18 protein-coding genes and 1 pseudogene are annotated in these 23,718 nt (G+C 70.4%); 7 read left to right on the top strand and 12 right to left on the bottom strand.

What is annotated here, in order from left to right:
* Window positions 1–447 precede the first annotated feature (447 nt).
* From DEJ48_RS39520 to DEJ48_RS39505, 4 genes and pseudogenes are all read right to left on the bottom strand, one after another.
* Window positions 448–1,404, bottom strand: a complete 957-nt coding sequence (locus DEJ48_RS39520) for an aromatase/cyclase (RefSeq protein WP_150213481.1) — start codon at window positions 1,402–1,404, stop codon at window positions 448–450.
* 1,690 nt (window positions 1,405–3,094) lie between these two features.
* Window positions 3,095–3,916 carry an AfsR/SARP family transcriptional regulator gene (locus tag DEJ48_RS39515; protein ID WP_150213483.1) on the bottom strand — a complete coding sequence of 274 codons (822 nt, stop codon included), beginning with the start codon at window positions 3,914–3,916 and terminating at the stop codon, window positions 3,095–3,097.
* 1,370 nt (window positions 3,917–5,286) lie between these two features.
* Window positions 5,287–6,117: pseudogene (locus tag DEJ48_RS40690) on the bottom strand (AfsR/SARP family transcriptional regulator); the annotation flags it as partial.
* Between the two features lie 344 nt (window positions 6,118–6,461).
* A complete protein-coding gene (locus tag DEJ48_RS39505) occupies window positions 6,462–6,785 on the bottom strand; it encodes a DUF1330 domain-containing protein (RefSeq protein ID WP_150220854.1) in 324 nt (107 codons plus the stop codon).
* Window positions 6,786–6,944: 159 nt separating this feature from the next.
* Between DEJ48_RS39505 and DEJ48_RS39500 the strand changes: the two genes are divergently transcribed.
* Window positions 6,945–7,883, top strand: a complete 939-nt coding sequence (locus DEJ48_RS39500; RefSeq protein ID WP_150220853.1) for a LysR family transcriptional regulator — start codon at window positions 6,945–6,947, stop codon at window positions 7,881–7,883.
* Window positions 7,884–7,943: 60 nt separating this feature from the next.
* Here DEJ48_RS39500 and DEJ48_RS39495 read toward each other — a convergent pair whose 3' ends face one another.
* Both DEJ48_RS39495 and DEJ48_RS39490 read right to left on the bottom strand, forming a co-directional pair.
* A complete protein-coding gene (locus DEJ48_RS39495) occupies window positions 7,944–8,843 on the bottom strand; it encodes an MOSC domain-containing protein (protein ID WP_150220852.1) in 900 nt (299 codons plus the stop codon).
* A 202-nt stretch (window positions 8,844–9,045) separates the two neighbouring features.
* Window positions 9,046–12,132: an NACHT domain-containing protein gene (locus tag DEJ48_RS39490; protein WP_190537893.1), complete on the bottom strand. Its 3,087-nt coding sequence runs from the start codon at window positions 12,130–12,132 to the stop codon at window positions 9,046–9,048.
* Between the two features lie 373 nt (window positions 12,133–12,505).
* Here DEJ48_RS39490 and DEJ48_RS39485 point away from each other — a divergent pair, with 373 nt between their 5' ends.
* The 3 genes from DEJ48_RS39485 to DEJ48_RS39475 all read left to right on the top strand — a co-directional run bounded on the left by DEJ48_RS39485 (window position 12,506) and on the right by DEJ48_RS39475 (window position 15,562).
* Window positions 12,506–13,261: a (5-formylfuran-3-yl)methyl phosphate synthase gene (locus DEJ48_RS39485; protein WP_150221674.1), complete on the top strand. Its 756-nt coding sequence runs from the start codon at window positions 12,506–12,508 to the stop codon at window positions 13,259–13,261.
* 166 nt (window positions 13,262–13,427) lie between these two features.
* Window positions 13,428–14,534 carry an NAD(P)-dependent alcohol dehydrogenase gene (locus DEJ48_RS39480; RefSeq protein WP_150221673.1) on the top strand — a complete coding sequence of 369 codons (1,107 nt, stop codon included), beginning with the start codon at window positions 13,428–13,430 and terminating at the stop codon, window positions 14,532–14,534.
* A 122-nt stretch (window positions 14,535–14,656) separates the two neighbouring features.
* Entirely contained in the window at window positions 14,657–15,562 is a 906-nt protein-coding gene (locus tag DEJ48_RS39475) for a class I SAM-dependent methyltransferase (RefSeq protein ID WP_150220851.1), read from the top strand.
* A gap of 52 nt (window positions 15,563–15,614) precedes the next feature.
* Here DEJ48_RS39475 and DEJ48_RS39470 read toward each other — a convergent pair whose 3' ends face one another.
* Together DEJ48_RS39470 and DEJ48_RS39465 are read right to left on the bottom strand one after the other, a co-directional pair.
* Window positions 15,615–16,151, bottom strand: coding sequence for an EF-hand domain-containing protein (locus tag DEJ48_RS39470; protein WP_150221672.1), 537 nt, complete (start codon window positions 16,149–16,151; stop codon window positions 15,615–15,617).
* 254 nt (window positions 16,152–16,405) lie between these two features.
* Window positions 16,406–17,413: a DUF3500 domain-containing protein gene (locus tag DEJ48_RS39465; protein ID WP_223832403.1), complete on the bottom strand. Its 1,008-nt coding sequence runs from the start codon at window positions 17,411–17,413 to the stop codon at window positions 16,406–16,408.
* A 201-nt stretch (window positions 17,414–17,614) separates the two neighbouring features.
* Here DEJ48_RS39465 and DEJ48_RS39460 point away from each other — a divergent pair, with 201 nt between their 5' ends.
* On the top strand, window positions 17,615–18,112 hold the full coding sequence (locus DEJ48_RS39460; protein ID WP_150220850.1) for a hypothetical protein: 498 nt from the start codon (window positions 17,615–17,617) through the stop codon (window positions 18,110–18,112).
* 51 nt (window positions 18,113–18,163) lie between these two features.
* Here DEJ48_RS39460 and DEJ48_RS39455 read toward each other — a convergent pair whose 3' ends face one another.
* The 3 genes from DEJ48_RS39455 to DEJ48_RS39445 all read right to left on the bottom strand — a co-directional run bounded on the left by DEJ48_RS39455 (window position 18,164) and on the right by DEJ48_RS39445 (window position 19,903).
* The gene (locus DEJ48_RS39455; RefSeq protein WP_150220849.1) at window positions 18,164–18,616 is read right to left on the bottom strand and encodes a DUF6082 family protein; all 453 of its coding nucleotides are present in this window, start codon (window positions 18,614–18,616) and stop codon (window positions 18,164–18,166) included.
* Window positions 18,617–18,716: 100 nt separating this feature from the next.
* The gene (locus DEJ48_RS39450) at window positions 18,717–19,412 is read right to left on the bottom strand and encodes a L,D-transpeptidase (RefSeq protein WP_150220848.1); all 696 of its coding nucleotides are present in this window, start codon (window positions 19,410–19,412) and stop codon (window positions 18,717–18,719) included.
* Between the two features lie 149 nt (window positions 19,413–19,561).
* Window positions 19,562–19,903, bottom strand: coding sequence for a winged helix-turn-helix transcriptional regulator (locus DEJ48_RS39445; protein WP_223832564.1), 342 nt, complete (start codon window positions 19,901–19,903; stop codon window positions 19,562–19,564).
* Between the two features lie 199 nt (window positions 19,904–20,102).
* Here DEJ48_RS39445 and DEJ48_RS39440 point away from each other — a divergent pair, with 199 nt between their 5' ends.
* Together DEJ48_RS39440 and DEJ48_RS39435 are read left to right on the top strand one after the other, a co-directional pair.
* Entirely contained in the window at window positions 20,103–20,981 is an 879-nt protein-coding gene (locus DEJ48_RS39440; RefSeq protein WP_223832402.1) for an NAD(P)-dependent oxidoreductase, read from the top strand.
* A gap of 210 nt (window positions 20,982–21,191) precedes the next feature.
* Window positions 21,192–22,484, top strand: a complete 1,293-nt coding sequence (locus DEJ48_RS39435) for a PAS domain-containing protein (RefSeq protein ID WP_190537891.1) — start codon at window positions 21,192–21,194, stop codon at window positions 22,482–22,484.
* 20 nt (window positions 22,485–22,504) lie between these two features.
* Here the strand turns inward: DEJ48_RS39435 and DEJ48_RS39430 are convergent, their stop codons facing one another.
* On the bottom strand, window positions 22,505–23,665 hold the full coding sequence (locus DEJ48_RS39430; RefSeq protein ID WP_223832401.1) for a PP2C family protein-serine/threonine phosphatase: 1,161 nt from the start codon (window positions 23,663–23,665) through the stop codon (window positions 22,505–22,507).
* Window positions 23,666–23,718: the final 53 nt, after the last annotated feature.

Here is a 23,718-nt window from a genome sequence, read left to right as displayed (position 1 = left end):
GGCTGCCCCCCCCGGGAGACGGCCCCGGTCCTGTCGCCCTCGGAGAGGAACTCCGCCCGGGCCCGGTGGGTCTCGCCCGCCCCCGCTCCGGCCGGGGGGGCTGGCGGCCGGGGAGGCAACCGGTCTTGTCCCGGGGGGGGGCGGGCTGTCGCCGTCCTCACCCGCCCGCCCGGGCCTCAGCCCCTGCCGTCGTGGGGTGTGGTGCCGTTTCCGGGCGGGTGGCTGCCCCCTGGCCCGCGGGCGGCTCCCCCGCTCCCGGGCGCAGGCGTAACGGGGAGAGGTTGTCGCCCGGGCCGGGTACCGGTGGGGAGGCGGTGGGGGTGTGTTCTTTGCGGTGGCTGGGGGCCGCAGCGGCGTGCGTGGGGGGCGGGCCGGGTCCGGGCGGGCCTGCCCCCCCCCGGGGGGGGTGGCGTGAGCTGTCGGGGGCCTGTCCCGCCTGCCGGGGGGTTACAGGGTGCGGATGGAGGATTCGGCGTGGTGGCGGGCCAGGCGCAGGATCTGGCGGGTTTCGCGGGTGAGGGCGGCGCGGACCTCGCGGTGGGCCCGGGCCAGGTCCGCGCCGGGGCCCAGGACCTGCTCGATGGTGTCCTCGCGCAACAGGGCGTGGTGCTGGCACAGCACGGTGACGCCGCTCTCATCGGGCAGCACCGACCACTCGCCGCAGTGCGCGGCGAGCAACGGGCGGGGCACGGTCGCCTTGTGCACGATGCGTCCGGCGTGCGGGAAACAGATACGGAAACCGGCCACGGTGGGAGTGCTGCCGTCGGCCGCGGCCAGGTCCAGGGCGACCTTCTGGATGCCCGGGCGGGGCTCTTCCAGCACGGCCCGGCGCACATGGGCGAGCCGGCCGGGCCAGGCGCAGACGTCGTAGAGGAAGTGGTAGACGAGTTCGGCGGGCCCTTTGAGGCGGATGGACTCGGCGAAGGAGAGCGCCAGCCGGTCCAGGCGGGGCCCCTGTTCGGCCAGCAACCGCAGGCTGCGCAGCGCGGAGTGGCTGTTGGCGGTGACGACTTCGCCCAGCCAGGCCTCGTCCTGGAGCCGTCCGCGCGCGGCGCTGAACTCGTGGGTGAGGGTCAGCCGGCAGCGGCCCGGCGCCCGTTCCTCCACCTGCCACACCCCGGCCATCGAGGCGGCCGCCTCCATCGGCTGGTCCTGACGGAAGGCGATCCGCCGGCGGGACAGGTCCTGCACCCGTACGCAGGTCCAAGCGGTGACCTGCCCCTCGGCCAGCGCCCACATCCGCAGCCGTTCACGGACACCGTCGAAGTCCAGACGCTGGGCGTGCAGGATCCGCGGCAAAAACAGCGGCCACCGTTCCGGATCGGCGATCAACGCGTAGACGACGTGCGCGGGCGCGGCCACCTCGACCGCGTGCGCCAGCTGCTGGATGCGCTCCCCGGTCACCGCGGTCCCCTGTCTCCTCCCGCGCGGACTCCCCCGGCCCCACACGTGTTCGGCGCGGGACAGCGGTCCCGGCATACGGCCGGTGGCGGTCCACTCCACACTGCCCCGGCCCGCTCGACACCCGCCCGCACCCGGCTCGAGTCCACCTCGGCCCACCACCCCCACCCCACACCCCGCGAAACCACACCCCCCCACCCACCCGACACCCGCCACCGCCCCGCACCACGCGGCACCACCCCGCCCCGCACCACCCGACACCGCACCGCACCACCCGGAACCGCCCCGCACTGCACCACACCCCCGGGGACCATCACGCACCACGCGGCACCGGACCGGACCAGAGCGCCCGCGCCGAGCCGGACCAGGCCGGGCCACGCCGGGACAAGAGCAGCCGGGACCGGGCGTGCGCAGCAGAACCGGCCAGGGCAGAGGGGCACTGACCGCACCGAAGCAGGCCGGACCCGCCCCGGCCCGGCCCGCCCCGGGCAGCACCGACCCAACCGGAGCAGACCACCAAACAAGCCGGCCGCCCCGGCGCAGGCCACACCAAAACACGCCGGGGACGGAGCCGGACCGGCACGCCGAAACGGGACGGGACGGGACGGGACGGGATGGGATGGGATGGGGCACCGGAACAACCCGCATCAGGCAGGCCCGCTCCTCCCGGCACAGACCACACCGCAGGTGCCGGCCGCCCCGGACCAGCACGCATCACACACGACCGGCCGCCCCGACACAGACCGCACCGAGCAGCCCCGGACCAGCACGCATCACGCAAGAGCGGCCGCCCCGACACAGACCGCACCGGAGGACCGGCCGTGCCCCCGCAGAACTGACCACCAGGAACGAGACCGGGCCCACCCCGGCCCGACCGCACCAAGCCGGACCGGCCGACACGGGAGCAGACCACACCAGGCAGGACCAGCCACACCGGAGCAACCCGCACCGGAGCGACCGGCCGCACCGGCACCCCGAAGCAGGCCCCATCAGGCAGGTTTGGCCGTCCCGACGCAGACCGCACCAGAGCGACCGGCCGCGCCCAGGCAGAACCGCCCACACCAGGAACGAGACCGAGCCCACCCCGGCCCGACCGCACCAAGCCGGACCAGCCAACACGGGAGCAGGCCACACCAAGCAGGACCAGCCACGCCGGAGCAACCCGCACCGGGCAGGACCAGCCACGCCGGAGCAACCCGCACCGGGCAGGACCGGCCGCCCCGGAACAGGGCGCGCCAAAACTGGCCGGGCCCGGGTCGGATGGGCAGCACCAAAGCAGACCGCACCAGGCAGGACCGGTCCCACAACACCGGAGCAGGCCGCACCAGGCAGGACCGGTCCCACAACACCGGAGCAGGCCGCACCAGGCAGGACCGGTCCCACAACACCGGAGCGACCCGCACCGGGCAGGACCGGCGGCCCCGGAACAGGCCGCACCGGGCGGGCCGGGCCGCTCCGGAGCAGACCGAGCCGGGGCACAAGCCGGCCGGGGGCGGGGACGGATACGTGCACCGCCCCCGCCCCGTTCGCACCACAGCGCAGAGCGGCCCAGTGCAGTGCGGCCCAGTGCAGTGCGGTGCAGTGCGGCCCAGTGCGGTGCAGTGCGGTTGCCGCCGCTCCCCCGCCCCGCACCGCCCCTGCCCTGCCCCGCCCCCGCACGACACTGCCGTGCGGGGGCGGGGCAGGGGGTGGGTCAGGCGGCGTAGAGATCGAAGGTGGAGGTGCGCCGGGGCCCGGCGGTGACATCCAGCTGCGGATCGACGGCCAGCATCGCCTGATGCAGCCGCTGCACCTGCGGAGAGGGCTCCACCCCCAGTCCCTCGATCATGCGGATCCGCAGCTTGCGGTAGATCTCCAGCGCCGAGGCCTGCCGCCCGGACCGGTAGAGCGCCACCATCGCCTGCGAGTGCAGCCCCTCATGCTGGGGATAACGGGCGGTCAGCTCGGTGAGCTCGGCAATCAGCCCGGAGTGCCGGCCCAGCCGCAGGTCGGCATCGATACGCCGCTCCACCGTGCCCAGCCGCGACTCCTCCAGACGCATGACCTCGATCTCCAGGATGGGACCCACCCGCACATCCACCAGCGCCGGCCCGCGCCACAGCGCCAGCGCCCGGCGGAAGTGATCAGCGGCCCGGCCGTCATCACCGTCCTCGAAAGCCGCACGGCCCTCGGCCGCCAGCCGGTCGTACTCATGCACGTCCACCCCCTCGGCCGGTATCTGCATCAGATACCCGCCGTGCCGGGTGGCCAGGACCTCCTTAGCCGTGCCGGGCCTGTCCGGCCCCAGCGCAGTACCCAGATGCCGGCGCAACTGGAGAATGTAGGTCTGCAGGGTGGTCAGCGCACTCTGAGGCGGTTCAGTGCCCCACAGCTCCTCCATGAGCGTGGGCACGGACATGACCTGCCCGGGATAGAGGGCAAAAAGGGACAAGATCTGCCGCGGCTTGCGTGCCGTCGGAACAATCGATCCCCCGTTGACCTCGGCGCTCAACGGACCCAGAACCTGAATCTTCATGGGTTATCTCCGTACTTCGTCGAGTTCTTGTCTTGACTGCATTCCGTCGCCGCGGACGTCCTCCCTCACCAACCCAGCGCACCCTCCTCTCGCCGCAACAAACCCCCCACACACGAACCCGCACCCGCACCGGGCTGACACGACGTCAAAGACAACTGCACAGAGGCGTGTTGCACGGTAGGCGGCACCGGCCAGGAACACCTGGCCCGGGATGAAATCCGCACGGCCGGCAAGGAAACGTTGCCGCACACCCCCACAGCCCCCCCTCACGCTCCCTTGGATCCACACGTCCAAAACAGTGCCCAACTGCGGTACACGACCACGACGGTGGGACACACCGGCCGACACTCACACACAGACGACACCTAGCAGCACACAGTGGTACATAGCAGTACACGGTGGTACGTAGAAGTACGAAGCAGTGGTACGTAGCAGTACGAAGCGGTGGTACGTAGTAGTACGCGGTCGTACGACGCGGTGATACGAAGTGGTGCACTCGAGCACGGCGCGGCCGGCCCGGGGGCGGCACACGCCTCCACCGGCACACCCCGCCCGCCCCTTCACGGAACTCACAGCAGACGGGCAAGTACACGGAAGGAGAAACAGAAACAGACACCGAAACCCCACCCCGGACCCCGGCCCGGACAACACCCCCGGGCCACACCGGAGGCCCAGCCCGCCCACCGGGCGGGACACTAGCCGGTGGACACCCACCGCACCGGAACAACCGGAACACCACAAACAGCCGGAACAGCCGGAACACCAGGAACACCACAAACAGCCGACGCCACCGGCACAACCGGAGCCACCGCAGCAGCAGACACCGCCGGAACGGCAACGGCCGAAGCAGCACAAGCCGCCGAAACGGCGGCCGGAACAGCCGACACGACCGCAGCCGCAGGCACCGCGGAAACCGCCGGAACCCCCGCAGCGGCCGACACCGCGGAAGCGGCCGGAGCAGCAGACGCAACCTCAGCAGCAGCCACCACGGAAGCGGCCGGAGCAGCAGACGCGGCAGGAGCGCCAGCCACCACGAGACCCGACGGGGCAGCAGACACAGCCTCAGCAGCAGCCACCACGGAAACGGCCGCAGCAGCCGACACCACAGAAACCCCCGCGACAGCAGACACCGCGGAAACCCCCGCAGCAGCAGACGCCGCGGGAACCGCCGCAGCGGCAGACGCCGCCTCAGCCGCGGGCGCCGCGGGGGCCACCGGAGCGGCAGAGGGGGAAGGAGCAGCAGACACCCCCCGCACACCGGAAGCGGCCGCACCCACGGGAACACCAGACGGCACGGAGGCAGCGGGCGGGACAGAAGCAGGGGCGCCGGCGGGAACACCAGGCGGAGCGGCGGCGGGCGGAACGGGGGCAGGGGCAGGGCCGCCGGCAGCGGCAACAGGCGGGACGGGGACGGGAGCGGCAAGGTCGTGGCCCGCGGTCAGGATCAAACGCTGCAGACGCCGCAACCGCGCCGAGGGCTCCAGACCCAACTCCCCCACCAGCGTGGCCCGCAACCGCTGATAGGCATCCAACGCCTCCCCCCGCCGGCCCGAACGATGCAACGCAAGCATGTACTGCGCATGCAGACTCTCATGCGCACGATAACCATTGACCAGCACCGTCAACTCCGCCAGCAACTCCCGATGACGACCCAGCCGCAGATCCGCCTCGATCCGCCGGTCCAACGCACACAACCGGCTCTCATCCAGCCGCTTGATCTCCATCTGCAACTGCGGACCCGCCTGCACATCCGCAAAAGCCGTACCCGACCACAACGCCAGCGCCCGACCCAGCCGCTCCGCCGCCCCCGCACAATCCCCTACATCCATCGCCCGATAACCAGCCCCCGCCAACTCCTCAAAAACCCGCACATCACTACCACCCCCACCACCACACAACCGATACCCACCCGGCATCGTCACCAACACCTCCTTGGCACCCCGACGCCCACCCCCCACACCCCCCCGCTCCAACGCCGCCCCGATCAACTCCCGCAACTGCAACACATACGTCTGCAACGTCGTCCGCGCACTCCGCGGCGGAGCCACCCCCCACAACTCCCGCGCCAACACCGACACCGGCACCATCCGGTCCACATGCAACGCCAACAACGCCAACACCTGCCGCGGCTTAGGAGCCGACGGCACCACCGAACACCCACCCACCCGCACCGCCAGCGCGCCCAACACCTCAATCTCCACAACGCCCCCCCACACCACCACCGGCCCCCGGAACGCACCTACCACGCCCCCAGCCGAACCCCGAAACCGCACCCAGATTCAAACCGGTCCCCCCACCCCTGTCAATACAAAACCGCGCAGCTGGTTTCCACCCACCCTCAACCACACCCCCCACCCACCCCCACCCACCCTCAAGCACACCTCAAGAACCCAAACAGCCATATACCCACACCAAACAGGACACAACGGCACCAGCCACCAGCACGGCCACCGGCACCACCGGCCCGGACTCAGCCCTCTCGCTATGGGCTAACCAGTCGTACGGGCTCTCTCCCGCAGCGACCTGTCGGACTTACGGGTGGTGCTCAGCGATCGCCGACCCCGCCGGTCAGTCCGTGCCTCGATTCCTCGATGATGCGGAAGTCACGCTCGACGCCGGCGGGGAGGGCCATCAGCGCCTTCTGGTATTCCTCGCTCTCGTACGCCGCGACGGCCTGTTCGAAGTTGTCGAACTCGATCAGCACGACGCGTTGCGTGATTCCGGCCTCGTGGGCGACGACTCGATCACCGCGGGACAGAAGGCGCCCACCCCCGGCGCGGACAGCCGGACCGGCCAACTCGTCGTAGGCAGTCAGCCTCTCCGGGTCGGAAATCGCGGGGTAGACACTGACCCAGTAGCCCTTGGCCATGGAAACCTCCTGTGCTCAGCCGGACGCGTCCGACTTCGAATTGATATTCAGATCGATCAATCCCGGCATGCGCAGGCTAGGACTTGAGGTGCAGTCGAGGGAAAGACCGGTTCGGGATAGCCTCAGAACGGATCGTTATCAATCGGCAGGGAGGGAATCGTGGCACCGGATACCGTGAGCCTGTGTTACTTCCTCGTGCTGGCGCAGGAGTTGAACTTCACCCGCGCGGCCGCTCGCATCGGTATCGCACAGCCCGCCCTCAGCGCCCGCATGCGTCGATTGGAGACGGAACTCGGTACGGCCTTACTCGTCCGCAACACGCGTAGCGTCGTATTGACCACGGCCGGTGCGGCTTTGGCGGAGTCCGCGCCGTCCGCGCTGGCGGCGCTGGACAGGGCGTGGGACACCGCCCGGGGCGCGGCGGCCGGTGAACTGGGCACGCTCCGCATCGGATACAGCCTCAGCGCCGGGGCCGAGACGGCACCGGCCCTGGTGGACAGGCTGATTCGCGACAACAGCGGACTCGACGTCGGCGCGGTCCCGATGGCCACACCGGAAATCTCCCCCGCGGTCGCCGACGGCCGCATCGATGCCGGGATCACCCGCGGTGAACAGCCGGGCCGTGGCGTGCGCCGGTTCCTGCTGCGGCGTGCACGCATCGGGGTCCAGCTGGCGCAGCACCATCCGCTGGTCGAGCACTTGGAGATCGAGATCGCCGACGCGGCCGCGTACCCGCTGCGACTCCCGGACCGTGCAGCCAACCCCGTGATCCACGATCAGCTGTCCGCACTGTTCCGGGACACCCGGCCACGCCCCCGATTTCACACACCCGCCGTCTCTTACGACATGTCTCAGCGCGATCTGCGCGACGGCGTCACCCTCGCCCCGGCCGGAGAAGCCGCAGCCGCAGCGCTGTCGGCCGGTCTCCGCTGGCGACCCCTGCGAGGCGCGCCCAGCCTGACGATCCACCTGGTCCTCCCCCGCGAGCAGTCCCCACTGCACCGCCGCGTCCGCGCCGTCGCCAATGCCCTGGCCCACGAATTGGGCTGGCTATCGGGGCTACCGGAACTCCCGGGGCCAGCGGAACTATCGGACTGACGCGCAAGCGGTCTAGCGAGACGGACGCCTACGCGAAAACGGGCCGCAATGGGGAATCCGTCAGGCGTCGCCCCACTCCTGGACGACCACCTCGTCGCCGACCGAGAGCTTCCCCGGCGTGATCACGGAGAACTTCGCGCCGAACACCACGCCGCCGCTCGCCGCCCGCCGGTAACTCGCGAGTGTGCGCAGTGGCTCCGGCCCCCGCCTCTCTCCGGCCTCCTGCTCGACCAGCGTGACGGCACAGCGCACCGCGAGCTTGGCAAAGCCCAACTCGGCATCGCCTATGGTGACGCGGCGTGCACGATCCTCGGCGTTCGGCAGGGCCGCCCAGTCGCCGCCACTGTCGCGATCACGGACCTCATGCCCCTCCCCCTGGCCCCCATGACCGTCGTGCCCGTCGACGACGATGTTCGGGCGGAAGCGGTTCATCGACAGGGTCGGCGCACCGCGCTCGGCCATCCGCTGGTTGAGGAGGGTGAGGGAGGCACGAGACAGCAGGTGCACGGCACCGCTGTCGGCATAGCCGGACCGGCCAGGGATCCACCCGTCGGTGACCCGGTCGTGCTCCGGCGGCACGCGGACCAGACGGCTGGGGGTGCCGAGCACCTCCGACAGCCAAGCCGCCGCTTCGTCACCCTGGTCGATCCCCTGGAAGGCGGCGCCGAACAGATCGACGTCACGGCGCGGCGCGGATGTCGTCACGTCGACGCACAGCGTGCCGAAGCTGCCCGTGCCGTCGGCCGAGTCGAGCGTGAGCCGAGTGCCGTCGGTACTGACGGCAGGCCGGATCAGGGCGAGGCGAGGATCCCGGCGCTGTGTGCGGAAGATTCCGTCCTCGCTGATGACCATGAAACTACGGTCGTGCGCAAGGCCCGCCGGTGTCAGGAGCGCATCGCTCATCGACGTTCCGGCACACCCCTTGACGGGATAGCAGATCAGATCCGTGACGTTGGCCATGCTTCCGTCCCCCTTCGGTCCGCGACCACAGTAGAACGTACGCCGTAATGAGGTGACGTCTCACCCCCGGCCGAACCAGACCACGCCACCCCGGTCGGACCAGATCAGACCACCCCCACCAGGCCAAACCGTCCCCACCAACCCGCGCCAGCCCCACTAGCCCCACTAATCCAAGCCAACCCACCACACTCGACCCGAGCCGTCAATCAATCGGCACCGCAACCCGATCCCCGTCCCGCGACTCCTCGGCGGACGAAGCAAGTCGCTGCTGCATACGCAAGTGACGGAACTCGTAATGGGCGCCGGACTGCCGCAGCACCCCTCTGCGATGCGCCTCGTCGAGGAACGTCATGATCCGCCAGGGCAGCCGCCCCGTCAGCGCCAACCAGGCACGGGCAACGGCCAGTTGTCCCCACGCGGTGAGCGCGAGTGCGGCGGTACCCATCGGGACCCACATCTGCGCCGCGACGTGGTCGAGCCCGCCCCGCGACGCGAACGCCCAGGCCAGGACGACACACACCCCGCCCGTCATGACCGCCACGACTCCGGAACGGGACAGCGACGCCATGCGGTCCGTTCGCAGGGTGACTTGCGGGTTGGCTGCCCGGATCAGGTCGGAGGGGGTGCTCAGCGCACGGTAGAGGCCCGACGCCGGGCCGCCGATCAGCGCGATCAGGACTCCGCCCATGGCACCGGGCAGCAGGAACCGGTCGAGCGGGTGCCTGGCGGCACTCTGGGCGAGCCAGATCCGGGACTGCTCGGGGAGCTCCGGCAGCATGTTCACCGCGTTGGCCGCGGTACTGCCGTCGACGAGTACGCGCAGGTCGCCCTGGGCGACGCGGAAGGTCACCGGTGTGTCGAACGATGCGCACTTCCGGCCGCAACTCGGCGGACGGCTGCCGTGCGGATAGGCCGTCGGCCGGGCGCCCCCGTGCGGGTACACCAGGATGACCGCGATCTCCGTCGAGGACTCGACGGTACGGACGCCGTCCGGTGTCTCCCGGTGCGCCCACTCCCCGAGCCGCTCGCCGTCCAGATCGGGCGCCCTCGATGTCTCCACCGCGGAGAACGCGCAGGCGACGGCACCCACCGTTCCGCCCGCAGCCACTCCGACAAGCAGGCACACAGCCCAGCCGTGCACGAGCCCGGTCACGAAACGCCGGGCGATGCGACCCTCACTGGTGTGAGCGTGGGAAACGCCCGTACGCGCCCCGGTGCGACCCGCCGCCACCCACAGGCACAGGGCCGCCGCGAAGCACAGGGCCCCGGCCACCGTCGGCCACGTACCGAGGCCGCGCCCGAGCAGCCACGGTTCGACCATGACGAGCCCGGCCAAGGCTAGGAGGCCACTCCCGGCCCGTGCCGCGAGCCGGCCGCTCGGGCTGCCCGCCCAGGGCAGCCCGAGCGGCACCGCATGGCGGGCCAGCCCCGCGACCCCGAAATACAAGGCGATGAGTACGCCGAAGACCGCGCCCCCGAACAGCTCGGCCGCCCAGCCGTCCGTGACCGTGCCGAACTGCAACCCGAACTGCACGGAGCCTCCGGTGAGTCCGTACCCGAGGGTGGCCGCGGCGGCCGTCGCCATGCAGACCGTGAGCTGCCGGTTCAGGGCCGTACGCCCTTCGCGCCGCGCCACCGACACGCGCCGGGGAAGGGCAGGGCCACCACCGCGCCCCGCCACCGACACAGGCAGGAGCAAAGCAAGGCCACCGGCGAATCCGACCAGGTTGCCGACCAGATTGGCTGCCAGCGACGGCTTGTCGTCGAAGACGAAGACGTCGCCTCCGACACTGGAGAGCAGGATGGGGACGGCCAGCACGAACGTGAGCGCCTGCGCGAGCAGGGCGGGCGCCACAAGGCGCAGCACTCGCGGCACGCAGAGATACAGCTCCCACCAGGCGAGCCGCTTGGAGTCCCGCCGCTCCAACTCGCGCGCCAGCCACGCAAGCCAGCGTCCGGCGTCCGCGGCACGCCACCGTGAATCGCACCGCGGATCGCACCGTGAATCAACAGCCCCGTCGCCGAACGCGACCGGTACGAACACGTCCAGGAGGTGCTCCTCGATCTCGGCCGTCGTCGCGAAACGGGGGTCGTCGAGGAGCTCTTGAGGGTCGCGGGACGCATCGCCGTACACCGTGCGCGCCAGGGTCACCATGAGCGGGTTGCTGAGGATCTGCAGGAGCGCACCGCCTGCCGAGGTGCGCGAGCCCTGCTGCGGCGAGTCAAGACCCGAGGTCCGCGAACCCCGCTGAGAGGCGTCCAGTGCCGGGCTGCGCGAGTCCTCCCCCAGGGAGTCGAGGACCGGGGTCCACACCGTCGTACGGCGACCGTCGGGCCCCCGCAACGGACGTGCGGTGCGCTCCAGATACGACTTCGCCTCGGCGAACTCCAGCGGCAGCAGCTCAAGGACTTCCGCGCCGGTGAGCACGTCGCTGCACGCGACCGCGGAGCGCCAGGCGGTGGTCCGCGAGGTGACGAGCACCGGCATGCCGTCGTCCAACTCGGCGTTGAGCCTGCGCATCGCGGTGCCGTACAACGCCGGGGGCAGTTCGTCGAAACCGTCGAGGACAGGCGCGATCAGCCCGGCGTCGAGCAGCGCCTCGGCCAGTACCGTGCCGTCGGTGGTGGCCGCCAGCGGCCGGTACTCCGCCACGAGCCACTCGATGAGCCAGGCACGCAGCGAGGTGGTGCCCGGACCCCAGGCCGCCAGAGGGAAGATCACGGGTACCGCCGTGCCGGACGTACGCTCCCTCAGAAGGTCGAGCGTGCAGCACACCGCAAGCACGCTCTTGCCCGAACCGGGGCTTCCGAGCACGACCATGCGCCTGGACGGCACCTCCTCGAAGGCGGTGGCGATCGATGCCAGACAGTTGTCGGCCGGCCGGGGATCCGGCGCCGGGCGACCGCGCCGGATGTTCCGTGTGTCGTCCGCGAGCAGCCGGTCGGCCCACCTCCAGCGGACGTTGAGCGGTGTCGGATCCTGCAACCGCCGCAGCCGCGCTTCCTGCGCCCATTGGACCCGTACCGCCTCGGCGAGCGCGTCAGCGGTCTGCCGCAGCAGGACACCGGGTTCCGGGGCCGTGTCGGGCCGACGCAGGATGTCGACGAGCAGTGCCGCGACGGACACCATGACGCCCACCACGGACACGAGGAACGCGGGGCCGTCGTACTGCGCTTGTTCACCCTGCTCCCCCACGACCCGGCGGAGCGTGACGGCCAGCACGATCAGCGCGGCACAGCCGACGCCGACCCACAGCCTGCGCCGCGTCCAGACCTCCCGCCCCCGCATGTCGCCCCCTCCGAATCCCTCGTCTCGCGTAGAACCGAGCGTTTCAAGAAGGAAGCCCCTGGCGGTTGGTCGGTTTCATTGCTGCAGGGGGCGCTTAGGGGTGAACCCGGGTGGCGTGTTCAGCGCGCGCGCCCCGCTCGGCGTGTGTGCCCCCCGCCCCCCGGACGGAGCTCGCCGCGCCGCGCCCCGTCCGGGCGGGTCGCACGTTGCCGATGGGGCCAGTCGCACCGGTGTGCACGGCGCACCGAACGTAGCCTCAAGCACCCAATGGGTACTTTGTGCGCCTCCCCGTCTCCCGGGGTGACGTGAATGATGAACGCACCGCAACCGAACCAGGAGCCGCGCCGACAACGGGCGGCTCAAGGAGGTCATGGTGTTACTTCTCATCTCCCCGGACAGTGTCGAGGAAGCTCTCGAATGCACGAAGGCGGCGGAGCATCTCGACATCGTCGACGTGAAGAAGCCCGACGAGGGCTCGCTCGGCGCGAACTTTCCCTGGGTCATCCGGGAGATCCGCGACGCCGTCCCGGCGGACAAACCGGTGTCCGCGACCGTGGGAGATGTCCCGTACAAGCCTGGCACGGTGGCCCAGGCGGCGCTCGGCGCCGTCGTCTCGGGGGCCACGTACATCAAGGTCGGCCTCTATGGATGTACGACGCCCGCCCAGGGTGTCGAGGTCATGCGCGCCGTCGTCCGGGCCGTGAAGGACTACCGGCCGGACGCGCTCGTCGTCGCCTCGGGCTACGCGGATGCCCACAGGATCGGCTGTGTCAATCCGCTCGCCGTGCCCGACATCGCCGCCCGATCGGGCGCCGACGCGGCCATGCTCGACACCGCCGTCAAGGACGGGTCGCGGTTGTTCGACCATGTTCCACCGGACATCTGCGCCGAGTTCGTCCGGCTGGCCCACGCGTCCGGGCTGCGCGCGGCCCTCGCGGGCAGTGTCACGCGGGCCGACCTCGGCCCGTTGACCCGCATCGGCACGGACATCGTGGGCGTGCGGGGCGCGGTCTGCGAGGGCGGCGACCGCAATGCAGGAAGGATTCGTCCCCATCTCGTGGCCGCCTTCCGTGCGGAGATGGACCAGCACGCGCAGGAGTACACCGTCGGCGTCCCCTCCGCGCGCTGACCGCCGCCGCGGGCCTCGTCCGTGTGCCGCGGCCCGCCACACCGCAGGGACTGGGTTGCAGCCCCTTTACCCCGGCCCATCCGCCCATCCCCCGTCGGTCCATCGGTCCATCGGCCCATTCGCCCATCGGCCCTTCGTCGTTCACCGACCCGCGGGAGGCATGACAGTGAAGTTCCAGGCGGCCGTGCTGCGCTCGTACGATAGTCCGTTCACGGTCGAGGAAGTGGTTCTGCGGACCGAGCCCGCCGAGGGCGAGATCCTGGTCGAGATCGCGGGCACCGGGATGTGCGGGACCGATCTCGCGGTACGCGGATCCGGTGGGCGAAGCCCGCTGCCGGCCGTCCTCGGCCACGAGGGCGCCGGCGTCGTCGTCCAGGCGTCGGGCGGTCCGGCCGCCGCGATCGACGTGGGTGACCACGTCGTGCTGAGCTTCGACTCCTGCGGACACTGTCCGAACTGTCGTGGCGCCGCCCCCGCCTACTGCGACTCCTTCGCTTCCCTCAACCTCTTCGGCGGCCGCGAGGAGCAACCGCCGCGGCTCACCGACGCGGCCGGCGAGGCGCTGGCGCCCCGGTGGTTCGGGCAGTCCTCGTTCGCCGAGTACGCACTCGTTCCGGTCCGTAACGCCGTACGAGTCGACCCCGCACTGCCGCTCGAACTGCTCGGGCCACTCGGCTGCGGTTTCCTCACCGGCGCCGGAGCCGTCCTGAACACCTTCGGTGCGGGGCCCGGCGACACGCTCGTCGTCCTCGGCGCGGGGGCCGTCGGCCTGGCCGCGGTGATGGCGGCCACGGCGGTCGGCGCGGCGGTCCTCGCCGTCGACCGGCACCCTGAACGGCTCACCCTGGCCGAGCGGTTCGGCGCCACACCGCTGCACGCCGCCTCCCCTGATCTGCACGGACGAATCCGCTCCCTGACCGACGGCGGGGCACGGTACGCGCTCGACACGACGGCTGCGCCGCCGCTCATCAACAACGCGCTGCACGCCCTGCGCCCCATGGGCACCCTCGGCCTGGTGGCACGCCTCCGCGCCCCGCTGTCCCTCGAACCGGGCACGCTCGACCGGGGCCGCGGCATCCGCCACATCTGCGAGGGGGACGCCGTGCCCGGTGTGCTGATCCCCCGGCTGATCGCGCTGTGGCAGGCCGGGTGCTTCCCCTTCGACCAGCTGATCCGCCCCTACCCGCTGGCCGGCGTCAACGAGGCCGAACGCGACTGCGCAGCGGGCCGTGTGGTCAAGCCGGTCCTGCTCCCGGAGAGGACCGGCCGATGAGCGATCACCCCGTACCAGCCCCACCGCTCACACACACCGCGCTCCCCATACATGCCATACACCCGACACTCACCGCACCCATCACGCTCACCACACCCACCGCACCCGCCGACGGAGGACGCATGGCCGGAACTACGCTTCAGCACACTGACGTGGACGGCGTCGACGGAGGCGTGGGCCTGACCGCCCTCCTGGTCGCCGCGGCACGGGCGATCGAGACCCGCCGCCACGACAGCCTGGCCCGGGACGTCTACGCGGAACACTTCGTACGCGCGGCCCCTGCCTGCGCCGACTGGCCGGTGCGTATCGAGCAGGTCCCGGCGGGCGACGACGACCCGCTGTGGGGACGGTTCGCCCGCTACTTCGGTCTGCGGACGAGGGTCCTCGACGACTTCCTGCTGCACTCGGTCACCGCGGGCGCCCGCCAAGTGGTGTTGCTGGGCGCCGGGTTGGACACCCGGGCGTTCCGGCTCGACCTGCCGTCCGACTGTGTCGTGCACGAGTTGGACAGGGCGGGCGTGCTGGACTTCAAGCAACGGGTGCTGTCGGGTCTGTCGGCCGTGCCGAGGGTGAAGCGCATCCCCGTACCCGTCGACCTGCGCGCGGACTGGGTCGGTGCGCTGAAGACCGCCGGATTCGACCCCGCCGCGCCGAGCGTGTGGCTGGCCGAGGGGCTCCTCTTCTACCTGCCGGGTCCCGTCGAGACGTACCTCATCGACAGCGTGGCCAGGCTCGCCGCCGAAGGCAGCGCGCTGGCCTTCGAGGCGAAGTTGGAGAAGGACCTGCTTGCCTACCGCGACAGCCCCATCTATGCGTCGACGCGGGAGCAGATCGGCATCGACCTGCTCCACCTCTTCGACAAGGGGCCACGGCCGGACTCCGTGGGCGATCTGACGGCCGGCGGCTGGTCGGCCTCGATGCACACGCCGTTCGACTTCACCCTGCGGCACGGGCGCGGCCCCCTCCCCGAGCCGAACGACGCGTTGGAGGGGAACCGATGGGTCTTCGCCCACAAGCCGCGGCCTTGACGTCCACAGGGCAACGGCTTGCACCACGTCGGCGTGAGCGCGTCGCGTCGCGTCAGGCGACGGCGCGCGGGGCCACCAGTTCGTCGCCCGGGATCCCCGCCATGTCCGGCGCGTAGTACTCCACGATGCCGGTGGCCCACGTGGACACGGTGATGCGGTCCTCGGCGTCCGGACCGAAGGCGTCGAAGAGGGCGTGGATGTTCGCCTCCTCGAAGCCGATCGCCCTCATCAGCGAGACGAAGAGGGGGCGCTCGATCAGGCCGTCCCCGTCGGGGTCACCGAGTGCGGAGAGGGCTTCGGCGAACTCGGCGATCGTGGGTCCGAAACGCCGCGAATCGAGCACGAACGGCCTGAACTCGTCCACCGTGATCACACCGTCCCCATTGGCGTCCAGTTCGGCGGCCAACGTCGTCCAGTAGCGGCGGAACGCGGCCCGAATGGCTTCCTTGGCACCGTCGTCCGAAGCGGACGCCGCCGCCAGGACCCGGCCCGTCATCAGGTCGAAGTCGTCGGATTCGATGACTCCGTTGCCGTTGGCGTCGAAGAGCGAGAAGACCAGCTCGACCCTCTTGGCGGCCTCAGTTCGCATGTGCATCCCCTGTCCTCTGTGACCCGACGATCGCGGGCCCGTCCCGATGGGCGCAGCCACCCGACGCGGCGCGTGCGGCTGCTCCGACCCATGAAACCGACACAGGCAACCAAAAGTGCTCGTTCTTCACTTTTGGCAACAAAAGACTGCACTGTGAACATGTGTGACCTATACGTAGGACATGCAATGGTGACAGATACGTAAGACGTATACGTAAGGCGCATAGGAGACACCGCGCGCTGCTGAGCGGGTCCTTAACCGTGCTGCTCCGTGTAGTGCGCTCGGAGCAGGTCGATGCCCCAGTCGTGGCGCAGGTGGCGCCAGACCGAGTGGGCGTGGTTGCCGTCGTCCTGGGTGTTGTCGTACTCGATGAGGAAGTCGGGCGCTTGTACGCAGTAGTAGTGCCGGTCCCCCGGCGCGCGACCGCCGCCCCAGGCGAAGGTGAGGGCGCCCAGACCCTGAGCCACGGTCTCGTCCCAGCACTGCCGCGCGTAGGCCGTCGGCGCGCGGTCGAGGTAGCGGCGCACCAGGCGTTCCAGCAGTCGGCGTTGGCTGGGCGTCATGTCGTCGTGGGTGAGTCCTGCCGGGAGCCTGCCCGGGTCGGCGAACGGGTCGTCGCGGGTCAGGATGTCGTCCGGCGGCACGGTGTCGAAGACCGCGACCGCACGTCGGTCCAGGTCGAGGCCCGTGACCAGTTCCCTGGCCAGGTCCTCTTCCAGCCCCAGCAGCCGGCGGCCCGCCTGCGGGCCCTGGGTGATGCGCGCCGGTTCCGCACCGATGAAGTGGGGCGTCACGCGGACGCCATCGGCCGTGATCAGTACGTGTACGGCGAGGTGGTGGCCGTTCATCCGCCACGCCCAGGGGGCGTCGCCGCCAGGGTCGCCGAGGAGCCGCAGCCAGTAGCGGTCGGGGGCTCCTGCGGCGCCGGCGGTGGCGCGGCGGTGCCGCTCCACCTCGATGGCGCCGCGCGCCAGCTCCGCTCCCGTCGCGCTGTGCGCCGCGGCGAGCAGGCGGTCCACCGCGGCTCGCTGGCTGTCGTCGAGTCCCTCGGTGCACAGCCCGGGACGTGAACCCGGCAGATACGTCCACTCGCGCAGTTCGGGCGCGTCCGGCCGAGCGGGGCCCGTACACAACTCACGTACCTGCTCCGGATCCAGGACGGACAGGAGCGCGTGCGCCGCCTCCCGCATGTCCGCAGCCGTCGTCGCGCCCACCGCCCCCGACCTTCTCGACCCCGACGCCTCCCAGGATGCCCCGTCCACCGTGTCTCCTCCGCCTCGCCCGACGTGCGCGTACGCGGGGCGGTGTCGCCCCTGTGACCCATGGTGCGTCATCCGGCGGCCGGGGGCTCGGTTCCCGGGCGGCGGGCCCCGCTCCCGTGGGAATCGGCGGGCCGGGCATGATGTCCGGCACAGGGCGGCGATCCGTCGCCTCGGTCGAGGAACGTCCGAGAGGCGGCCGGTGTGTTCGTCCTGCTCATGTACGGTGCCCTGCTGGCCGCACCCCTCTGGGCCGTCGCGGTGGTGGTGAAGCTGGCGTCGGTGGCCCTGCCGGGGCGCCGGCCGGACTGGGGCCGGGACCTGCTGCGCTGGAGCGCGGGCATGGCGGCGGTCGGCGCCGTGATCACGTACGCGATCGGGCTCGGTACGGTCCAGTGGGACGCGGACGAGGCCGAATCCGGCGCGGGGTCGTCGCCCGCCGTCCCCTGCCGCTCGCTCCCGCCCGACGCCCTCGACCGGCTCGCCGGGCATGAACCGTCATACGTTCCGCTGGGTTTCGACTGTCTGCTGGACGACGGAAGCGTCGTCGCGGCAAACGGCCCCTACACCTCGCTGAACACCGCGGCCGCCGCCTTCGCCCTCGCAGCGGTGCTGGCGCTCATCGCGGTGGGATTCTTGGACGAGTACCGGGCCAGGTCGGCGCCACGAGCAGATACGAGTGGTCCGCGGTCAGGGGCGTGAAACCCTGGCCTGCGCGGCGGCCATCCGCGCGTAGGGTTTGCGAGACGAGCCTCATCCGCTCCCGCTGACCGCCAACCTGTATTGCTCGTCGACTATCGCCACGAAGCGCTTCTTGCGCTTGGAATGCGCGGCCTCCGCCACACGGCCCCAGCTCGGGCGCACCCTGTTCCAGTAGGTGCGGCCGATCTCCCCCCGGAAAAAGGTCGTGAGGCTGATCGCAAGTTCGGCTTCACTGACTTCTTTGAGTACGTACTGGGTCTGCCACCAGTTGACGATGAGGTTGGCGAACATGACCTGGCGCGCCTGGTCGTTGGGGAGCTCATTGCTCGGGCTGCCCCAACAGGCGCGCAGAACCGGATCGTTGAGGCTCAGCATCAACAGTTCGCGATGCGTCTCACGGATGCTTGCTTCCTGAGATATCCGCGTCTGCCGGGACTGGTAGACCAACGAGACCAGTACGCCGGCCAGGGCGGCAGCCGAGATGATCAGCGATATCAGAGCCATGCGTTGACGTTGCCCGACCCGGGTCCCCCATAGTCCCGGCCACGGCTGGTCCCGGCTCCGGCTAGTCCCTGCTACCGCCGCCGCGGGCGGTTGCCGCGCATCACGTGCCCGGCTTGCGGCCGTAGACGAAGACGTCGTCTCCCTTGCGCAGCATGCCCCAGTACTTCACGGCGTCCTTCTTCGTCATGTTGACGCATCCGTGGGAGCCGGGCGGGGCCCAGACGCTGATGCCGACCGAGTGGAACGCCTGGCCGCCGTCGAAGAACTGGCTGTACGGCATCGGCACGTGGTAGATGCTCGACACGTGGTCGATGTGGCGCCAGTAGATCTTCTTCAGACCCGTGCGGGTCTCGTGGCCGTTGCGGCCGGTGCGCACCGGGACCGGGCCGTACTTGAGGTTCTTGCCGTCCTGGATCCAGCTGAGCTGGAGCGTCAGATCGACGCAGGCGATGCGTCCCTTGTTGGTCGGGCACTTGCCGGCCTTGTTGGGGTTGTTCCCGACCGCCTTCTGCTTGTTCATGAGGTTCATGACGCCCCAGGTGACGCTGCCCGCGTACCCGGCGTTCGGGGTGATCTGGTGCTTGGTCTGGAAGGCCTTGATCGCCTTGCAGTCGGCCGTCGACTGCCTGCCGTCCACCGGGCGGCCCAGGAACTTCTCGACCTGCTTCTGATACGGGCCGGTCTGCGTCGAGCACGACGCCGCCTGGGCGCTGCCGGTGCCGAGCGCCACCGTGAGCGGGGCCACCAGCATGGTGATCCCCAGAACCGCGACTCCTCGTCTGCGTATGTCCCCCATTGCCGCCCACTCCTTGTTCGTCGTCCATCTGCGGGTTGGTTCCCATCAGCTAGACGACGCGCCTGCGTGGTTCGTTGTAGGGCGAATCGGCACAGGTGTGTAACAGAGGAAGATTTACCGTCGGGTCGGGACAGCTGTCCGGGGCACGGCTACGAGTCCTGTGCAGAGCGCGCGTGCGGCGCCCCATCGTGGGAAAGCACCTTTTCCGCTCCGATCCGCTGTATGCGTGCGGTGCCCCACTCCCCCAGCGCGGCCAGGGCCTGGTTGAGCGAGGTGCCGTGTTCGGTGAGCGAGTACTCGACCTTCGGCGGGACCTCCCGGTACACCACGCGGAGTACGAGCCCGTCTGCCTCCATCTCCCGCAGGTGCTGGATGAGCATCTTCTCGCTGACGCCCGGCAGACCACGCCGCAGTTCGGCGAAGCGACGGGTCCCGTGGTGGTGCAGCTCCCAGAGGATCAGCGATTTCCACTTGCCGGACACGACGTCCATCGCCGCGTCGATCCCGCAGAAGTAGGGACCGCTCCGCGCTGTTTTCGTCACTCGCCCCTCCGCCCCTTTCATCGTGTGCTCCACGGCGTACTTACCTATAGGTGAGTACCCCACTAATTAGTCCGTACTGGTCAACTCTACTGCTGTCGCCAAGGATTGATCCGTACCGAAGAACACGAGGGGAAGTACGGAAATGACCATGAACAGTGATGTCCAGGTGAGCGTTCTCGGCCTGGGGGCGATGGGGAGCGCGCTCGCCGGCGCCTTGGTGAAGGGCGGGTACGCCACCACCGTCTGGAACCGCTCGCCCGGCAGGACGGACGATCTCGTCGCGCAGGGTGCGCAGGCCGCCGCCACCGCGAGTGACGCGGTTCGGGCGGGTGAAGTGGTGATCGCATGCCTGCTGGACCATGCGTCGGTACGGGAGGTGCTCGATCCGCTCGCCGGTGAGCTGGCCGGACGGACTTTGATCAACGTGACCACGACGACGCCGGACCAGTCACGGGAGTTGGCCGCCTGGGCCGCCGAGGCGGGGATCGCGTACCTGGACGGCGGGATCATGGCCGTACCGCACATGATCGGCCAGGCCGGGGCATCGATCCTGTACAGCGGGTCGGCAGAAGTCTTCGAACAGTACAAGCCGCTGCTCGACCTGTGGGCCGGCAGTGATTACTTCGGAGAGGATGCCGGGCTGGCGTCGCTGTACGACCTCGCCCTGCTCGCCGGCATGTACGTCATGTTCGCCGGGTTCCTGCACGGCGCCGCCATGGTGGCCCCTGCCGGGGTCACGGCCGGCGACTTCGCCGCCAGGGCCACCCCGTGGCTGACCGCCATGACCGGCGCCTTCAAGGGGTTCGCCGATGTCGTCGACGGCGGGGACTACACCGTCGCGGGACAGCAGAGCCTGCTGTTCTCCGACCTCGGTGACCTCCTGGCGGCCACGTCCGGGCAGGGCATCAGCACCGAAGTGGTCGACATGGTCCAGCGGCTCATCCGACGTCAGGTCGAGGCAGGTCACGGCGAGGAGGGATTCGCCCGCATCATCGAGAGCATCAAACGGCCGGCTGCCGAAGCTTGATCAGTCCCTATGAGCGCTCCACGGGCCAGGCCACACACAACAGGCTCGCCCAACGAGCCCAACCGGCCCCACCAGCCGATCCGGCCCCACCGGACGACGAAGGCGGCGTACGGACAAGTGCCCGGTGCGGCATACGACTGCTGCTGTCCGCCTCGAGTGGCTACGCTATGCACGCGGCCGTCCTCAGCCGATGCCGGGAGGTGTGCGCCGGTGCACGACGCGCTACGGGCCACATCCGACAGTCCGCTCTTCAAGGTGACCACGGCGCCGTATCTGCTCCTGGATACGGGCCTGCACATCCGCGGGGTCAACCCGGCCTACCTACGGGCCACCGGACGCTCGCGCGAGGAATTGACCGGCGCGTTCCTTTTCGACGCCTTCCCGGACAACCCCGAGGACACGGACTCGACCGGTGTCCACAACCTCACCACGTCGCTGGAGCGGGTGCTGCGCCACGGCACCCCTCACGACATGGGGATCCAGCGTTACGACATCCCCGAATCCCGGGCCCCGGGCGGCTTCCGCGTCAAGGCCTGGAGCCCCGTCAACTCCCCGCTGACCGCCGGCGACGGCCGCGTCGTGGGCGTCCTGCACCACGTCGAGGACATCACGACGGTGTACGAGTCACTGCGCCATGCCGACGGGAGCGGCACCGCGGACGGCGCGGGGCAGCCGACCGCGCTGCTGCGCGACGTGATGCTGGCTCTCGCCTTTCACCAGCGCGCCGCGCGACTGACCGGACCGGCCGCTCCGGTCGGCCTGTCGGGGGCGGGTGCGGGTGCGGGTGCGGGCACGAATGGCACGTCGGCGGCCGGCCTGGCCCGGCGGGACGCGCTGTGGCACGGGATCGCCCACGCCACCCGCCAGGGCCCGCCCGGCCGGGGTTGCCTCGCCGCGGTGTGCGACTGTGCGGTACGGGAACTGCCCGGAGCCGACGCCGCCGTGATCACCTTGCAAGGCGACGGGGCACAGAGCGTCCAGCTCGCTACCACGTCCCAGTGGGGGCAGCGGGTCGAGGAACTGCAGTGGATCACCGGCTGCGGCCCGTCGCTGACCGCCTTTGTCACCGGTGAGCCTGTCCTGGTGCCGCAGCTGGACCAGCCCAGTACCCGCTGGCCCTTGTTCACGGACGCCGCGTGCCGTATCGGCGTAGGTGCCGCCTTCGCCTACCCCCTGTCCACCGCCTCCACCACCGTGGGCACGCTCACCCTCTACCACCGGGGCAGAGGGCTCGCGAAGCCACCCGCCGACGCGGAGGTGTTCGCCCAGATCGCCGCCGCTGTGCTGCTGGCCGACCTGGAGGGCGACATCACCGCGCGGGCCAGGGCAACGGCCGACCGGGGCGACATCAACACCGCCATCGGCGTCCTCGCCGCCACCCAGCAGATCAGCACGAACGACGCGCTCGCCTGGCTGCGCACCATGGCCCGGAACAAGTCGATGCCCCTGGCCGACTTCGCCCGCGAGGTGCTCGCCCGACGCCCACCCGAGATGCCCTCTTAGCGGCGGCTTCGAGGACACGCTCACGGGACCCGGCCCGACGGTGTATGCAGTCGGCGCGCGGCGAGCAGAGCGATGTCGTCCTCGGTCTCCCTGCTGTAGTGCTGCAACAGGGCGTCCCTCAGGGCGTGCGGGGCGCAGGGGGTGCGTGCCACGCGTCGGCGGAGTTCTTCCAGGGAGACGGCCAGGTCGATCCGGGGCCGCTCGATCAGGCCGTCGGTGACCATCAGCAGGACCTGGTCGTGCTCCAGACGAGCCGTCGTGGCGGCTTTGTGGTGCAGGTTCACACCCAACAGCGGGCCGTGGACGGGGAGGTAGCGCGCCTGTCCGTCCGGCGAGACGACGAGCGGTGGTAAATGCCCCGCGTTGGCGACCTCCATGGCACCGGAGTGCACATCGAGTACGACCAGGCACATGGTCGCCGTCACCTCGAAGTGGAAGTGCACGAGAAGGCGGTCCATCAACTGCAGGATGCGGTGGGGCTCGTGGCCCTCCAGGGCGTATGCGCGCAGGACGTGACGCAGCTCGACCATGACCGTGGCCGCGGCCAGGGAGTGCCCGGCCACGTCGCCCACGGCCAGCAACACCCGGCGCTCGACGGCGAAGGCGGCGTAGAAGTCCCCGCCGAGTTGCGCGCGCTCCATGGCCGGTACGTAGCCGACAGCGAGGTCGACGCACTCCATGCCCTGCAGCGCCGCCAGTTTCTCCGCGCGGGGCAGGAAGGCGTGTTGCAGGTCGAACGCGAAGCTGCGTTCGTCCCGGACGATGCTTGCCTCGCGCTCCGCGAGCAGCACCGTGTCGACCGTGGCCAGCAGTTCCTCCGGGGCGACGGGCGAGGCGAGGTAGGCGCTGGCGCCCCCTTCGAGCCCTCGGATGCGGTCGCCCGGATCGTTGGCTTCCGCCGAGACGTGCACGATCGGGATGCGCGGGAACGTGGGTTCGGCGGCCATCAGCCGGGCGAGTTCGAACCCGCTCACTCCAGGAAGTCGTACGTCCACGATGGCCAACTCGGGCACCGGATCGGCGGCATGCAGAACAGCCAGAGCCTCGGGGCTCGAACCGGCTTCCAGTACGTGGTAGCCGGCGCGGCGTAGCACGCTGCCGACGGCCAGGCGGTTCGGCTCGTGGTCGTCGACGATCAAAATCGTGGCCATCGGGCTCGCGCTGGGCGCCGCTTCCGTCACGCGCGGAATTTACGGGGTCACGCCACGCAGAGACAAGTCCGCCCACCCGTGTG

The organism is Streptomyces venezuelae, assembly GCF_008642315.1.
GTDB classification, from domain to species: Bacteria; Actinomycetota; Actinomycetes; order Streptomycetales; family Streptomycetaceae; genus Streptomyces; species Streptomyces venezuelae_D.
Note: the sequence above shows the minus strand (reverse complement) of the source record. Positions and strands in the feature narration are given on the sequence as shown.

Bases quoted from the DNA above. Each gene is read 5' to 3' on its own strand.
- DEJ48_RS39515 (WP_150213483.1), bottom strand. From the start codon at position 3,916: ATGAAGATTCAGGTTCTGGGTCCGTTGAGCGCCGAGGTCAACGGGGGA.
- DEJ48_RS39505 (WP_150220854.1), bottom strand. From the start codon at position 6,785: ATGGCCAAGGGCTACTGGGTCAGTGTCTACCCCGCGATTTCCGACCCG.
- DEJ48_RS39495 (WP_150220852.1), bottom strand. From the start codon at position 8,843: ATGGCCAACGTCACGGATCTGATCTGCTATCCCGTCAAGGGGTGTGCC.
- DEJ48_RS39490 (WP_190537893.1), bottom strand. From the start codon at position 12,132: ATGCGGGGGCGGGAGGTCTGGACGCGGCGCAGGCTGTGGGTCGGCGTC.
- DEJ48_RS39475 (WP_150220851.1), top strand. From the start codon at position 14,657: ATGGCCGGAACTACGCTTCAGCACACTGACGTGGACGGCGTCGACGGA.
- DEJ48_RS39470 (WP_150221672.1), bottom strand. From the start codon at position 16,151: ATGCGAACTGAGGCCGCCAAGAGGGTCGAGCTGGTCTTCTCGCTCTTC.
- DEJ48_RS39455 (WP_150220849.1), bottom strand. From the start codon at position 18,616: ATGGCTCTGATATCGCTGATCATCTCGGCTGCCGCCCTGGCCGGCGTA.
- DEJ48_RS39450 (WP_150220848.1), bottom strand. From the start codon at position 19,412: ATGGGGGACATACGCAGACGAGGAGTCGCGGTTCTGGGGATCACCATG.
- DEJ48_RS39445 (WP_223832564.1), bottom strand. From the start codon at position 19,903: ATGGACGTCGTGTCCGGCAAGTGGAAATCGCTGATCCTCTGGGAGCTG.
- DEJ48_RS39440 (WP_223832402.1), top strand. From the start codon at position 20,103: ATGAACAGTGATGTCCAGGTGAGCGTTCTCGGCCTGGGGGCGATGGGG.